We start from the raw sequence: 13,229 nt of genomic DNA, 5'->3' as shown, positions 1-13,229 counted from the left end.
GCCGCCAGCATAGAATCGGCCAGTCAGAGGGGGTGCGATGAGCGATTCGGGCGAACAGCAGGCCGCTGCCGATCAGGCGGTGACCGCCGAGCCGGCGACGGTGCCGAGGCACGGTCGGCTGCCGAAGCACGGCGCCGCTTCGACGTACCTGAAGCTCGCGGCATCCGTCATCGCCGTGCTCGCCGTGGCCGCGACGTCGATCGCCGCGTACGCCGCCGTCGATCTCGTGCAGTCGATCAAGCCCGGCACCGAACTCGAGGACGAGCATCTGCTCGCCGGGGTGCCCGACATCGGTGCCATGGAGGGCGGGCTCAGCTTCCTGCTCGTCGGCAGCGACAAGCGTCCCGCGGACGGATCCTTCGGTGACCCTGAAGAGGACTCCGCTGTACTCAACGACGTGACGATGCTGCTGCACATCTCGCAGGACCATTCGCACGTCGAAGTCGTCAGCTTCCCGCGCGACATGATCGTGCCGGTGCCCGAGTGCCCCGATCCGGTCGACCCCGAGAGCGGGCCGCTCTCGTCGATGTCGGGCGTGCCCCTCAACAGCGTGCTCGGCCACGGCGGACTCGGGTGCGTCGTCAGCACGATCAGCCAGCTGACCGGGGTCCCGATCACGGTCGCGGGTGTCGTCGAGTTCAATGGCGTGGCGGCGCTGTCCGAAGCCGTCGGCGGTGTCGAGGTCTGCCTCGCCGACCGGGTCGACGACGACTATTCGGGCCTGCACCTCGATGCCGGCACGCACAGCATCTCGGGGTACGAGGCGCTCGCCTTCCTTCGCACCCGGCATGGCGTCGGCGATGGCAGCGACCTCGGCCGCATCGCCAGCCAGCAGGCCTTCCTCGCCTCGCTCGCACGAACGCTGCAGAGCGACGGAACGCTCAGTGACCCGGTGAAGCTCTACTCGATCGCCAAGGCGATGCTCTCGAACATGGAACTCTCCAACGCGCTCCAGAATCCGACGACGCTCGTCTCGATCGCTCGTACCCTCGCCGACGTCGACCTGTCGAAGATCGCGTTCGTGCAGTACCCGACCGAATACTCCGACGACCGCACTCGGGTGCTCCCGGCAGATTCCGCCGAGGCGGTGAACGCCGCGCTGCAGGCCGATCAGCCGCTGGTGATCGACCCGACCGCCATCGACAACTCCGAGTTCGGCACAGTGGCCGACCCGGCCGCTCCGCCCGTCGACGGCTCGGCCGAGGCACCGCCTGCCGAGGCGAGCGCGCCGCCGACCGCTCCGCTGCCCGGTGACGTGACGGGCATCACCGGTGACACGGTGCGGTGCGCCAAGGCCAACGAGGGCTGATCCGGGGCTCCGCCGACCGTCCCTCGGTCGCGCTTCAGCGCCTTTTCAGGCTGGCCTGAGAGGCTGGCTGAAACATGCTTCGGCTGGAGATCCGACGGAGACCTGCTTCGGCTCGAAGTCTGGCTGAAACATGCTTCGGCTAGAATCGGGCCTGTCTGCACGATCGAGCACCTCCGGGTGCGTCGCGCGGGCATGGAGGGCTGTCCGAGCGGCCGATGGAGCTGGTCTTGAAAACCAGTGGGCAGCAATGCCTCGTGGGTTCGAATCCCACGCCCTCCGCGAGACCGACGAGACGAAAGGACAGCGGTGGCAGACGAACTGCGCTCGAGTGCACGACGCGCCGTGGGGTCGACCCCTGTCGTCCGGCACGGACGACTCAAGCGACGTTCCATCTGGAAGACGATCGGCAAGGCGACGGCCTCGGTCCTCGCCGTTGCGCTGGTGTCCGGCTCCGCGGTCGCGGCGTACGCCGCATGGGATCTCGCCAACACCGCGAAGCCCACGGTCACGCTCGGCAACGAAGACGTGCTCGAGGGCGTGCCCGACATCGGCGCGATGCCGGGCGGCGTGAACCTGCTGCTCATCGGCAGCGACAGCCGTGAAGGTCAGGGCGACGGCTTCGGCGACCCCGACGAGGAGACGGCGGTCCTCAACGACGTCACGATGCTCATGCACATCTCGGAAGACCACTCGAACGCCTCGGTGATCAGCTTCCCGCGCGACATGCTCGTCGATGTGCCGGAGTGCGTCGATCCGGCGGACCCGGCCGGTGATCCGCTGTCGGAGCAGTACGGCGTGAAGATCAACTCGGTGCTCTCGCTCGGCGGCATGCCGTGCGTCGTGAAGACCGTCGAGCAGCTCGTCGGCGTGACCATTCCGTTCGCCGGCACCGTGCAGTTCATGGGCGTCGCCGGTCTGTCCGAGGCTGTCGGCGGCGTCCCCGTGTGCGTCGCTGAGCCGATCGAAGACGAGCACACCGACCTCTACCTTCCCGCCGGCATGCACGAGCTCGCCGGCCTCCAGGCGCTCCAGTTCCTCCGGACCCGACACGGCGTCGGCGACGGCAGCGACCTCGGCCGCATCTCGAACCAGCAGGTCTTCATGTCGGCGCTCGCGCGCACCCTGCAGTCGAACGGCACGCTGGGCGACCCCGTCAAGCTCTACGGCATCGCGAAGGCAGCGCTCGCGAACATGCAGCTGTCTGACAGCCTCATGAACCCCAACACGATGATCTCGATCGCGAAGGCGCTGAAGGACACCGATCTGGACAAGATCGCCTTCATCCAATACCCCACCTACAGTGCAGATGGCGCGCAGGTGCCGGCGGAATCGGCGGAAGCCATTCGCATCGCCCTGCAGAACGACCTGCCCGTGACGTTCGATCCCGCGGCGCAGGAGGCGTCCTTCGCCTCGGCGGGCGACCCGACCGCGGTCGATGCCGCCCCGGCGCCCGAAGCTCCGGTCGAGGGAGAGGCGCCCCCAGCGGACCCTGCGGCGCCCGCGCCGACGGTCGAAGCGCTGCCGAGCGACGTCACGGGGCAGACCGCGGCCGAGACCCGGTGCTCCGCCGGGCGAACGCTCGACGACCAGTAGCCCGACCGACTCGGCCGAATCGTCATCCGAGGCGTCGTCGGGTTATGATGACTTTCGCGTGTCACGCAAGTGCGCGCGAGGAGACGTCGCATAGTCCGGCCGAGTGCACCACCCTGCTAAGGTGGAGTCCCCGTAAGGGGACCAGGGGTTCAAATCCCCTCGTCTCCGCACAACGGCGAGATCTGATTTCTTGATTCAAATGGTCTGAAATCTCGCCCGAAATGAAAAAGCCCCCGCGGTCTGCGGGGGCTTTTCGTGTTCCTGGTGGCGTCTGCGGCTCTGATTAGCTGTTGGCCGAGCGACTTTGCGCCGGGAGCCGCCGGATAGTCTCAGGTTCTTGTTTTTGGGCACGCCGGTTGGCCGAAGCTCCCCAGCGGCGCACAACCGTACGCGGGGCGGGCCTCGAGGTGCGTGGCGCCCGACCGGTGCATCGTTTCCCGGACCAGCAGATTCAGCAGAAAACCGCGGAAAGCGGTCAAGTACGCCTCCGCGTCAGCCCGCATCTCGATGAGCTTCACGATCTAGTCGGGCGATGATGGCGCTAGCGCCGGGCTCATGGGCCCGGCGCTAGTGTTGGGAGGTGGCGATGCAGGTTCTACTGGCGTTCGCAGCAGGCACGCTCGCTCTGCTGTCCCCGTGCACGCTGCCGATTCTTCCCGGTGTTATGAGTGCAGTCCGCGGCGGTGGCAGCACCGGAAGTCTCCCGCGCGCGATCGGGCTCGCGGCGTCTTTCGCGTTGGGCGCATCGATCGTGCTCGTCGGGTCCGTTGCACTCGCGCTCGCCTTCAGCGTGAGGGTCGATCTCACGCAGCCGCCGTTCTCCTGGATCGCGGGAGCGTTGCTAATCGTCGCGGGACTCGCGGCGCTCGGCTACGTGAAGATCCGGGTGCCCCAGGGGACGAATCTCGATGCCGTGGCGCCGTGGGTCAAGGCTCCTTTGCTGGGCATGACCCTTGCAGCGGTTTGGTACCCCTGCCTGGGCCCCTCGCTCGCAATGATCTACGGACTTGGCAGCCAAATCTCGACCGTCCCTGTCGGCATTGGCCTCGGCTTCGCCTACTTCCTCGGGCTGGTCACGCCACTCGTACTGTTTGGGCTGCTCTTCGCGCGTTTCGGCAGACAGCGCGTCTGGGCTCGCCGTGTTGGACGATACGTCAACGTTGCGCTGTCTTGCTGCCTTCTCGTGATCGGGCTGCTGGTCCTGACAGGGCTGTGGGGTCCAATATCGACGTGGATCGTCAGCCAAACGGCGGGTACCACCCTTTTGTGAGTTGGTGTCAAACTGTTCAGCCCCGAGCCTGATGCTGTGTAGAGGCCCATTGATGTGCCGCACGCTCCGTACCCTTTGGCCTGACGCCTAACTCCGAGTTTTCAGACCTCCCCCACTCGACAGGCTCCCGCGTTTCGCGGGGGCCTTTTCTCCTTTTCGATGCCATTCTTCACGTCACATTGACGTCGAGTGCGATACGCCCGACCTGCTCGCTCGCTCGATCCGCGCGCGCCGCCGACCCCGGCGGGCGACGGCCTGCCAGAGTCGGACCGCATGGGGAGCATTCGGTGGGGGACCAGAGGCATCACGCGGGTCGCAGCGGCGATCACCAGCACGTTCGGGGCGGCGGTGCTGCTCGCGGGGGCGAGCTCGATGCCCGCATCGGCCGACGACGGGCAGGCCTGGGCGACGATGCCGATCACGATCGATGACGATCCGCCCGTCGACGCGGCCCCGATGGTCACCATCATCGTCGGAAGCACTCCCGTGCAGGTCAACCTCGACACCGGGTCGAACGGCCTCGTGCTCGCACCCGGCGTGGTCGTCGACGTCTGGCAGCCGCTGGGCGAGCGTGCCTCGCAGGACTACGTGAGTGCGGTGATCACGGGCGAGCTCGGCACAGCCGACATCACGTTCGGCACGAACACCCTGTCAGGGGTCGAGTTCCTGAAGGGCGACGAGATCGACTGCTCGAAGCCGGACACGCCATGTCCGGCGTCGTGGCCGCTGCACGGTGCGGCGGGCGGCGTGCTCGGCATCGGGCAGGTCGCCGGGGCAGGACCGCACGGCTCGCTCGAGTCCCCGTTCATGTCCGCCACTGCCGCGGGGCCTGCTGCGGCCGGCTTCCTCCTCGACATCCCGTCGCTCGAGGGCGGGACGCTCTCGATCGGCGGTGTCGCACCGGCACCCGACGGCGTCGTCGTCCAACAGATTCCGGCAGGAGGTACCTACGCGAGCGGCCAGGTCCGTTATGTCAAGGCGCCGCCGGTGTGCTGGACGGTCGGAGACGATGCCGCGTGCCACGACACGACCTTCGACACCGACGAGCCGCAGGGTACCGTCTACGACGAGGCATTCGACTGCGCCCAATACCAGGACGGCAAGTTCCCCGCCGGCCTGCACGTGACGATGGCCGCAAGCGAGGGTGCGACGCCGTTCGCGTCATTCGTCACGTCGGATGCTCCGCCGAACATGCTCCACTGCAGTGACGTTCCCGACAACAACGGCCACTTCAACACCGGGTTCGCCTTCTTCGTCGGCAAGAGGGTCGGCTTCGACTCCGTCGGCGGGCGGATCATCATGCAGGCGATGCTCGCTCCGGCCGTTCCGACGCCGAGCCCGGTCCCTTCGGGTGCCGCGGCCGCTCCGAATCCGCAGCTCGCGGAGAGCGGGCCGAGCGAGCCTCGCCTCATCGGCGCCGCGACGACGGCGCTCGCGGCGATCCTCGTCGGGGCCGCGCTCGTGGCGAGGGTGAGAACGCGCTCCAGAGCGCGTGTCGGCGACCCTGAGTAGACTTTTCTGGTTCAACGATCTGGGGGCATTGCATATGCAACGAATCATCACTTCCACTGCGCTCGTCTTCGCGGGCGCGCTGCTTCTCTCGGGCTGCGCCACCGGCGGCACGGGCGGCGGCACCGAGGCGAGCGCGACGGCCGACTCGTGCGAGGTCGTCCGCGTCGAGGTGCGCGACATCTCGAACGGGGCGCAGAACGCGATCCTGACCGCGTCCGACCCGGCCGAACTCCAGGCCTACCTCGACGAGCTCTCCGAGCGCGTCGACGCGCTCGACGAGCAGGCCGCCGACGACTCGGCCCTCGCGGATGCGCTCGATGCGTTCGACGAGAAGATCGACGCCGCGAGCGACTGGGCCGAGACGCTGCCCACCGAGGCCGAGGTCGAGGCGGGCGCCGAGATCGACGCCGATGCCCAGGCCGCGCAGACCGAGGACATCCAGGCCGCTGCGGTCAAGGTCACCGAGGTGTGCACCGCCGAATAGGGTTCGACGAAGGGGCGCCTCCGGCAGCACGCCGAAGGTCGCCAACCTGCACGCATTCGATGAGCGCGCGGCATCCGTTCACTCGGAGGCCGCGCGCTTTCGCGTGCTCGTCGTCTTCTTCTCGCCCTGCGAGGACTTCGACGTCGCCTTCTTCTTCCCCGTGCCCTTCGCAGTGCTCTTCGAGCCCTTGCCGCCAGAATCGCCCGCCTCGCGTTTCGCAGCGATCGACTGGCGCAACGCCTCCATGAGGTCGATGACCTCGCCGCCGGTCTCCTCCTCGGGCTCCTCGCCGAACGTGGCGGCGGTGTCGATGCCCTCGCCCTGCTCGAGCTTGGCCTTGATGAGGGTGCGCAGCTCCTGCTGGTACTCGTCGACGTACTGCTCGGGGTCGAAGTCGGAGACGAGGCTCTCGACGAGCTGCTTCGAGAGATCGAGCTCCTTCGCCGAGATCTTGACCGGCTCGGAGAGCGAGGCGAACTCGGCGGCGCGCACCTCGTCGCTCCAGAGCAGCGTCTGCACCATGAGCACGTCACCGTGCACGCGCAGCGCCGCGAGCCGGGTCTTCTGCCGCAGCGCCATCTGCACGATCGCGGTGCGGTCGGTCGACTCGAGGGTCTCGCGCAGCAGCACGTACGCCTTGGACGATGCGGAATCGGGCTCGAGGTAGTAGCTGCGATCGAACATGATCGGGTCGATCTGGTCGTTCGGCACGAACTCGACGACCTCGATCTCGCGGCTGCGCTCGGCCGGCAGCGACTTCAGGTCGTCGTCGGTGATGACGACGGTCTGCTCGCCGTCGTCGTACGCCTTGTCGATGTTCTTGTAGTCGACGACCTTGCCGCAGACCTCGCACTTGCGTTGGTACCTGATGCGCCCACCGTCTTCGTCGTGCACCTGGTGCAGTGACACGTCGTGGTCTTCGGTGGCGCTGTACAGCTTGACGGGCACATTGACGAGGCCGAATGTGACCGCCCCCTTCCAGACGGCTCGCATGCCTCCAGTACACACCAGGGGCAGGCGTGTGCGATACCCCTCGCGGCATCCTCGTGATCCGGCGCCGACACCGGCATGATGGTGGACATGGCCGACGGCGCGCGCCAACTCGTCGAGGTCGACGGCCGCCGCCTGCGGCTGACGAACCTCGACAAGGTCATGTATCCCGAGACGGGCATGACGAAGGGCGAGGTGATCTCCTACTACGCGGAGATCGCCCCCGTCATGGTGCCGCTCGTCGCCGGGCGTCCGGTGACGCGAAAGCGCTGGGTGCACGGCGTCGGCACCGCGGATGCCCCGGAGCCGCCGTTCTTCGAGAAGAACCTCGCCGAGCATGCGCCCGAGTGGGTGCGCCGCGGCATCCAGCACCACTCCGACGGCGACAAGGCGTATCCGATCGCCGGGGACCGGGCGACGCTCGTCTGGCTCGCCCAGCAGGCGTCACTCGAGGTGCATGTGCCGCAGTGGCGGTTCGATGCCACGGGGGAGCCGGCCAACCCCGACCGCATGGTCTTCGACCTCGACCCGGGTGAGGGCATGGGGCTCGCCGAGTGCGCGGAGGTCGCGAGGCTCGTGCGCGACCTCGTCGCGGGCATGGGCCTCGAGGCGATGCCCGTCACGAGCGGCAGCAAGGGGATCCACCTCTACACCGCGCTCGACGGTTCGCAGACCTCCGACCAGGTCTCCGCGGTCGCGCACGAGCTCGCCAGGGCGCTCGAGGCCGATCACCCCGAACTCGTCGTGTCGAGCATGCGCAAGACCCTGCGCACGGGCCGGGTGCTCATCGACTGGAGCCAGAACAACGGCAAGAAGACGACGATCGCGCCGTACTCGCTGCGGGGGCGACCGTGGCCGACCGTCGCAGCGCCGCGCACGTGGGAGGAGCTCGAGGATGCCGGGCTCCGTCAGCTCGAGGCATCCGAGGTGCTCGAACGTGTCGCCGCGGCCGGCGACCCGATGCGCGCGATCACGGATGCCTCGCACGGCGGGCCGCTCGCGCAGTACCTGTCGATGCGGAGCGCCTCGGCCACTCCCGAGCCCATGCCGGCATCGGCATGGGGCGCGGCGAGCGCAGGGGAGCCGCGCTTCGTGATCCAGGAGCACCGCGCGAGGCGTCTGCACTTCGACCTGCGACTCGAGCGCGACGGGGTGCTGAAGAGCTGGGCGGTGCCGAAGGGCGTGCCGGAGTCGTCGGGCACGAACCACCTCGCCGTGCAGACCGAGGATCACCCGATGGAGTACGCCTCGTTCGAGGGCACCATCCCGAAGGGCGAGTACGGCGCCGGTTCCATGACGATCTGGGATTCCGGCACCTACGCGACCGAGAAATGGCGTGACGACGAGATCATCATCGACGTCGACGGGCAGCCCGGCGGGCCGCTCGGCGGGGCGGTGCGACTCGCGCTCATCCGCACCGACGGACAGGGCGAGAAGAGTTCGTGGCTGCTGCACCGCATGAAGGACCAGAGCGCCCGCCCCGAGCGAGTCGAGGAGGCGCGCAACCCCGTTCGGCGGGTCGAGCCCGCCGAAGCCGAGCCGGTTCATCGTGCCGGCCCCCCGGTTTCGGCAGGCTCAGCCCGCAGTATTTCGACGGGCTCAACCAGCAGTGTCCACCGCGTCGGCCCGATCACTCAACGGCCGATGCTCGCGACGCCGGGCACCCCCGGCATGCTCGCGGGTGAGGACTGGGCGCTCGAGTGGAAGTGGGACGGCATCCGCGTGCTCGCGCGCGTCGGCGCCGGCGGCGTGCGACTCCTCAGCCGCAACGGGATCGACATCACCTCCCGCTACCCCGAGCTCGCAGGCCTCCCCGCCGTCGTCCGCGGCGACGCACTGCTCGACGGGGAGATCGTCGCGCTCGATGCCGACGGGCGGCCCGACTTCGGGCGGCTGCAGCGACGGATGAACCTCACGAAGCTGCGCGAGATCGAGCGCGTCGCGGCATCCGTGCCCGTGCGCCTGCTGCTCTTCGACGTCCTCGAGGTCGACGGACGACCGGTCGTGGACGAACCGTACCGCGAACGCCGCGCACGACTCGCCGGCCTCGTCAGGATGAAACGGGGCGTGCCGGTCGAGGTTCCCGCACCCGCCACGGGCAGTCCCGATGAGGCGCTGGAGGAGAGCCGCCGGCTCGGGCTCGAGGGGCTCGTCGCGAAACGGCCCGACTCCCGCTACCGGCCCGGCGCCCGCAGCAGCGACTGGCTGAAGCTCAAGCTCACCCTCACGCAGGAGGTCGTGATCGGTGGCTACCGCCGCGGCATCGGCACGCGCACCGGGCGCATCCGCTCGTTGCTCGTCGGCATTCCCGGCGACGGCGGCCTCGAGGTCGGCGGCCTCGAGTACGCCGGCCGCGTCGGCTCCGGGTTCGGCGAACGCGAGCTCGATCGGCTGCTGGCGGCGTTGCAGCCGCTCGAGCAGGCCGGGTCGCCGTTCGTGCAGGTGCCCGCGGCAGACGTGCGCGACGCGGTCTGGGTGCGCCCCGAACTCGTCGGCGAGATCGAACTCGGCGACTGGACGACCACCGGGGTCGCGCGGCATCCGCGGTGGCGGGGCCTTCGGCCCGACAAGTCACCGGCCGAGGTCGTTCGCGAGACCTGAGGCGTTGAGCCGGCCGGCTCGACATGACCCCGGGCGTCAGGCACCGCCGACGTGATCGAGCAGCTCGATCAGGCGCGCCTCGCGATCGGCGCCGGATGCCACGACGACGCCGTCCTCGTAGGCGACGAGCACCCGCGGGTCGATGTAGCTGCCGCGCGCGATCGCGGGTGTGTTGCCGAGTACGCGAGCCGCCTCCTCGATCGCCTCGCGGACGGCCGCCTTGCGGGCGCGGGTGGAGGGCTCCGGACCGATGCCGGCCAAGTGCTCGGCGGCGGTCATGGTGCCGCGGAGCGTACGGAAGTCCTTCGCCGTGAAGCCGCCGCCGGTGCGCTCTCGGATGTCGCCGTTCACGTCGACGGGAGCTGCCGCGCGCATCGAGCGGCCGTCGCGCCACGCATAGAGGCGGCCAGCGGGCGACCGCTCGCCATCAGTGTGCTCGATGAACCCCGCCAGCGCGGCATCCGAGATCCGCAGGTCCTGCGCGACGCCGCCCTTCGCGCGGAATCGGAAGCGAACGGTGTCGTCGTCTTCGAGCCGGGCGTTGCGCACCAGCAATGTCGTCAGGCCGCGGCTGCGGAAGCCGGCGAGGGATTCCTCCGAACCGATGCGGATGCCGCCGAGATCGAGCGTGCGGAAGGCGGCGGCGAGCACCCGTTCGCGCGTGAGCTCGGACGCTTTCAGGTCGCGGGCGGCGCTCCGACGGGCCGCGGGCAGGGCGGAGGCGAGTGCGGTCATGCGCTCGAACTTCTCGGCGTCCTGTCGTTCGCGCCACACCGGGTGGTAGAGGTACTGCCGCCTCCCGGCGGCGTCCACGCCGACGGCGAGGATGTGGGCGTTCGCAGCATCCGAGATCCAGACGTCCTGCCACGCCGGCGGGATCGCGAGATCGGTGATGCGCGCTCGCTCCGCCCGGCTCGCGCTGCTCCCCGTGCTGTGCACGTAGCCGAATCCGCGACCGCGTCTCACCCGGACGAACCCGGGGGACAGGTAGGGCTCGACCCGTTTGAGACGCGGCACGGCCGGGGCCGTCAGTGGTTGCGGAGCGCGGAGATGAGTTCGGACTTGCGCTTGCCGCTGTAGCCGCTGATCCCCAGCTCCTTCGCCCGCTTGCGCAGGGCGTCGACCGTCCAATCCTCGTAGTCGCCGTGCTTGCCGCCCTTGCGGCCGACGGCACTGCGGCCCTGCTTGGCGGCGGCGTTCGAGATCCGCGCGGCCTTCTCCTTCGACGCCCCGTCGTCGCGGAGCTCCTCGTAGAGTTCGGGGTCCTTCAGCGATGCGTTCCTGCGTCCTGGCATGGCGGGTGCTCCTCTCATCGATTCCGCGAGCCACGCTACGCCCGGACGTCGCTCGAGGGGAGGGGATTGACAGCCCTGCGCGCACGCGCAAGTAGCAGCCGGCGAGAGCGGGGGTCAACCCCTAGCCGCCGGTGCCGGCTGGGCCATAGCGTCGAGGGACGAGGCGTACCCCCGCCTCGAGGTTCTGCCCGTCGGGCGTGAACCACTCGCCGCGCTCGTCGATCACGAGCGCGGAACACCTGAAGGAGAATCATGAACATCCTCGTCGCCATCATCGCCATCGCCGCCGTCGTCCTGCTCATCACCGGCGGAGTCGTCCCTGCACTCAACTTCCTGATCTGGGTCGGCGTCGTCCTGGCGGTCATCGCGCTCATCGTGTTCCTCGTTCGCTTCATCGGCGGGAACCGCACGGTCTGACCGGCACTTCGACTCCCGGAACGGGCGGCCCTCGGGCCGCCCGTTCTGCGTGTCCACGCCGTATAATCGGACGCGTGGGAACCTTGTACTACGGCGACTCCGGCACCCCGATCGGCATCGAAGACCGCACCCTCGCCCACCTGAAGATCGCCATCACGACGAAGCTCCGGCGGGGCGAGTCGTTCACGCTGTCGTGGCAGCACGCCGAAGACCAGCCGCGCGGGCGGAGCACCCTCTGGGTGCACGCGAGCATTCCGCTGCGCTTCGTCTTCGACGAGCCCGTGGCACCGGAACTCAGCCGCCAGTGGATCGAAGACCTGATGCGCTCGGCGAACAGCACCGGTGGCATCCGTCTCGTGCCCGAGAACCTCGACACCGATCCGATCCCGATGCTCGCCGATCAGCCCGTGCAGGTCGGTGTCGACGTCCAGCAGGTCGAGACCGACGACGCACCGGTCGGGGTCTAGCGGAGCGAGCCCCGACCGACCCAGGTCGCGGTCAGACGCGCAGGTCGGGATCCGTGCCGATCACGTCGTCGTCCTGCATCACCGCATTCGATCCGAGGCTGCGACCGGTGTCGCCACCGTGGATCTCGCCGCGCCAGGCGCCGGTCGCGCGATGACGATCCTCGATGAAGTCCTTGAAGCGCGCGAGATCGCGCTGGACCTGCATGTCGTCGAGCTGAAGAGCGGCTCCCGCCTCTTCGACGAAGCCCTCGGGCTCCCACTCGATCTCGAGGTCGATGCGCGTGCGATCGGCCTCCACCGGGGTGAACTCGACGCGTCCGCGATGCACCACTTCGCCGATCGAAGACCAGGCCACGTGATCGTCGGGTACCTGGTCGCCGATCTCGGCGTCGAACTCGCGCTTCACGCCGCCGATCGAGACGACCCAGTGCGTGAGTGCGTCATCGACCTGGCGCACCTCCTCGACGCCTCCGAGGAACTCGGGGAAGGATTCGAACTGCGTCCACTGGTCGTAGGCGGTGCGCACGGGGACATCGGCTTCGGTCGAGGCCGTCAGGGTCGTGCTCATGGTCGTGTCCTCCTGTTCCGGACGCACGTTCGGCGTCCGAGATCAACGCTAGGCACGCCCCCCGCGCACCCGCGAGGGGCTTGTCGCCCGCGGGAGCACCTGCTAGACGGGAGGTATGAGGGATGGAGTTGCGATGTCGAACGTCGAGACGTGGTGGCCGCACCTGACGATCGCGGCCAAGCATCGAGTGCTGGCCGACCTGAGTGCGCCGATCGATGCCGAGACGGCACGGGAAATCGAGGCGATCACGGGAGAGACGGCCCCGTCGCGGTTGTCGCCGTCCGACGAGGCCTTCATCCGCACCCAGGTCGAAGCGGTCGACTGAGCGCGAGGTTCGCCCGGCGCGGGCGAGCTACTCGACGCCCTCGAACTGTTCGCTCTCGGGCGGCTCGGGCACGAAGTGCAGCCCGGCGGTGCTGTTGGCCGAGAGCAGCATCTGCTCGATCCAGAGGCGGTTCAGCACCGGCGGACGATTGCCGCTGAAGACGAACTGCAGCGGAACCGAGTCGTGGAGCCAGAAGGTCGTGCGGCCGCTGCCGTTCTCCACGCCGTGATCCCAGGTCATGGCGAAGCTCTCGGAGCGTCGCAGCTTGTTGAGGATCGCGACACGCAAGTGGGCGAGGGTGCGATCGTCGATTTCGATCTCGCGGGGGGATGAGTTGTAGATGAACTTGCCCATGGCCGGGACTCTAGCCGTTCAGGCCGCTCGTTCGCACGCGGCAT

The 13,229-nt window shown here is 68.7% G+C and carries 14 protein-coding genes and 2 tRNA genes; 11 read left to right on the top strand and 5 right to left on the bottom strand.

Annotation, left to right across the window (positions count from 1 at the left end):
• The first annotated feature begins 37 nt into the window (after positions 1-37).
• The 7 genes from ASD23_RS03445 to ASD23_RS03415 all read left to right on the top strand — a co-directional run bounded on the left by ASD23_RS03445 (position 38) and on the right by ASD23_RS03415 (position 6,168).
• Positions 38-1,309, top strand: coding sequence for an LCP family protein (locus tag ASD23_RS03445; RefSeq protein ID WP_056006248.1), 1,272 nt, complete (start codon positions 38-40; stop codon positions 1,307-1,309).
• 194 nt (positions 1,310-1,503) lie between these two features.
• A tRNA-Ser gene (locus ASD23_RS03440) sits at positions 1,504-1,588 on the top strand.
• Positions 1,589-1,615: 27 nt separating this feature from the next.
• Positions 1,616-2,902, top strand: coding sequence for an LCP family protein (locus ASD23_RS03435; RefSeq protein WP_082571151.1), 1,287 nt, complete (start codon positions 1,616-1,618; stop codon positions 2,900-2,902).
• Between the two features lie 79 nt (positions 2,903-2,981).
• Positions 2,982-3,070 (top strand) — tRNA-Ser (locus ASD23_RS03430).
• Between the two features lie 418 nt (positions 3,071-3,488).
• A complete protein-coding gene (locus ASD23_RS03425; protein ID WP_082571150.1) occupies positions 3,489-4,172 on the top strand; it encodes a cytochrome c biogenesis CcdA family protein in 684 nt (227 codons plus the stop codon).
• A 273-nt stretch (positions 4,173-4,445) separates the two neighbouring features.
• On the top strand, positions 4,446-5,684 hold the full coding sequence (locus tag ASD23_RS03420; RefSeq protein WP_157376994.1) for a hypothetical protein: 1,239 nt from the start codon (positions 4,446-4,448) through the stop codon (positions 5,682-5,684).
• Between the two features lie 34 nt (positions 5,685-5,718).
• The gene (locus ASD23_RS03415) at positions 5,719-6,168 is read left to right on the top strand and encodes a hypothetical protein (protein WP_056006239.1); all 450 of its coding nucleotides are present in this window, start codon (positions 5,719-5,721) and stop codon (positions 6,166-6,168) included.
• Between the two features lie 78 nt (positions 6,169-6,246).
• On the opposite strand, the gene ku is transcribed toward ASD23_RS03415, so the two are convergent.
• Positions 6,247-7,161, bottom strand: a complete 915-nt coding sequence (ku, locus tag ASD23_RS03410; protein WP_056006236.1) for a non-homologous end joining protein Ku — start codon at positions 7,159-7,161, stop codon at positions 6,247-6,249.
• An 87-nt stretch (positions 7,162-7,248) separates the two neighbouring features.
• Between ku and ASD23_RS03405 the strand changes: the two genes are divergently transcribed.
• The gene (locus ASD23_RS03405) at positions 7,249-9,759 is read left to right on the top strand and encodes an ATP-dependent DNA ligase (protein WP_056006234.1); all 2,511 of its coding nucleotides are present in this window, start codon (positions 7,249-7,251) and stop codon (positions 9,757-9,759) included.
• A gap of 36 nt (positions 9,760-9,795) precedes the next feature.
• On the opposite strand, the gene ASD23_RS03400 is transcribed toward ASD23_RS03405, so the two are convergent.
• Positions 9,796-10,698: a DNA topoisomerase IB gene (locus tag ASD23_RS03400; protein ID WP_235507616.1), complete on the bottom strand. Its 903-nt coding sequence runs from the start codon at positions 10,696-10,698 to the stop codon at positions 9,796-9,798.
• 89 nt (positions 10,699-10,787) lie between these two features.
• On the bottom strand, positions 10,788-11,054 hold the full coding sequence (locus tag ASD23_RS03395; protein WP_056006231.1) for a DUF7218 family protein: 267 nt from the start codon (positions 11,052-11,054) through the stop codon (positions 10,788-10,790).
• A gap of 252 nt (positions 11,055-11,306) precedes the next feature.
• Between ASD23_RS03395 and ASD23_RS19035 the strand changes: the two genes are divergently transcribed.
• Positions 11,307-11,471: a hypothetical protein gene (locus ASD23_RS19035; protein ID WP_165877426.1), complete on the top strand. Its 165-nt coding sequence runs from the start codon at positions 11,307-11,309 to the stop codon at positions 11,469-11,471.
• Between the two features lie 74 nt (positions 11,472-11,545).
• On the top strand, positions 11,546-11,938 hold the full coding sequence (locus ASD23_RS03390; protein WP_235507615.1) for a DUF7882 family protein: 393 nt from the start codon (positions 11,546-11,548) through the stop codon (positions 11,936-11,938).
• Between the two features lie 31 nt (positions 11,939-11,969).
• Here ASD23_RS03390 and ASD23_RS03385 read toward each other — a convergent pair whose 3' ends face one another.
• Positions 11,970-12,506 (bottom strand): SRPBCC family protein, encoded by a 537-nt coding sequence (locus tag ASD23_RS03385; RefSeq protein WP_056006228.1) that lies wholly within the window; start codon positions 12,504-12,506, stop codon positions 11,970-11,972.
• A gap of 133 nt (positions 12,507-12,639) precedes the next feature.
• Here ASD23_RS03385 and ASD23_RS03380 point away from each other — a divergent pair, with 133 nt between their 5' ends.
• On the top strand, positions 12,640-12,831 hold the full coding sequence (locus ASD23_RS03380; protein ID WP_056006225.1) for a hypothetical protein: 192 nt from the start codon (positions 12,640-12,642) through the stop codon (positions 12,829-12,831).
• Between the two features lie 27 nt (positions 12,832-12,858).
• Here the strand turns inward: ASD23_RS03380 and ASD23_RS03375 are convergent, their stop codons facing one another.
• Positions 12,859-13,185, bottom strand: a complete 327-nt coding sequence (locus ASD23_RS03375) for a DUF7882 family protein (protein WP_056006222.1) — start codon at positions 13,183-13,185, stop codon at positions 12,859-12,861.
• Positions 13,186-13,229 lie beyond the last annotated feature (44 nt).

It is taken from the genome of Agromyces sp. Root1464, from assembly GCF_001427265.1.
Taxonomy (GTDB): domain Bacteria; phylum Actinomycetota; class Actinomycetes; order Actinomycetales; family Microbacteriaceae; genus Agromyces; species Agromyces fucosus.
Note: the sequence above shows the minus strand (reverse complement) of the source record. Positions and strands in the feature narration are given on the sequence as shown.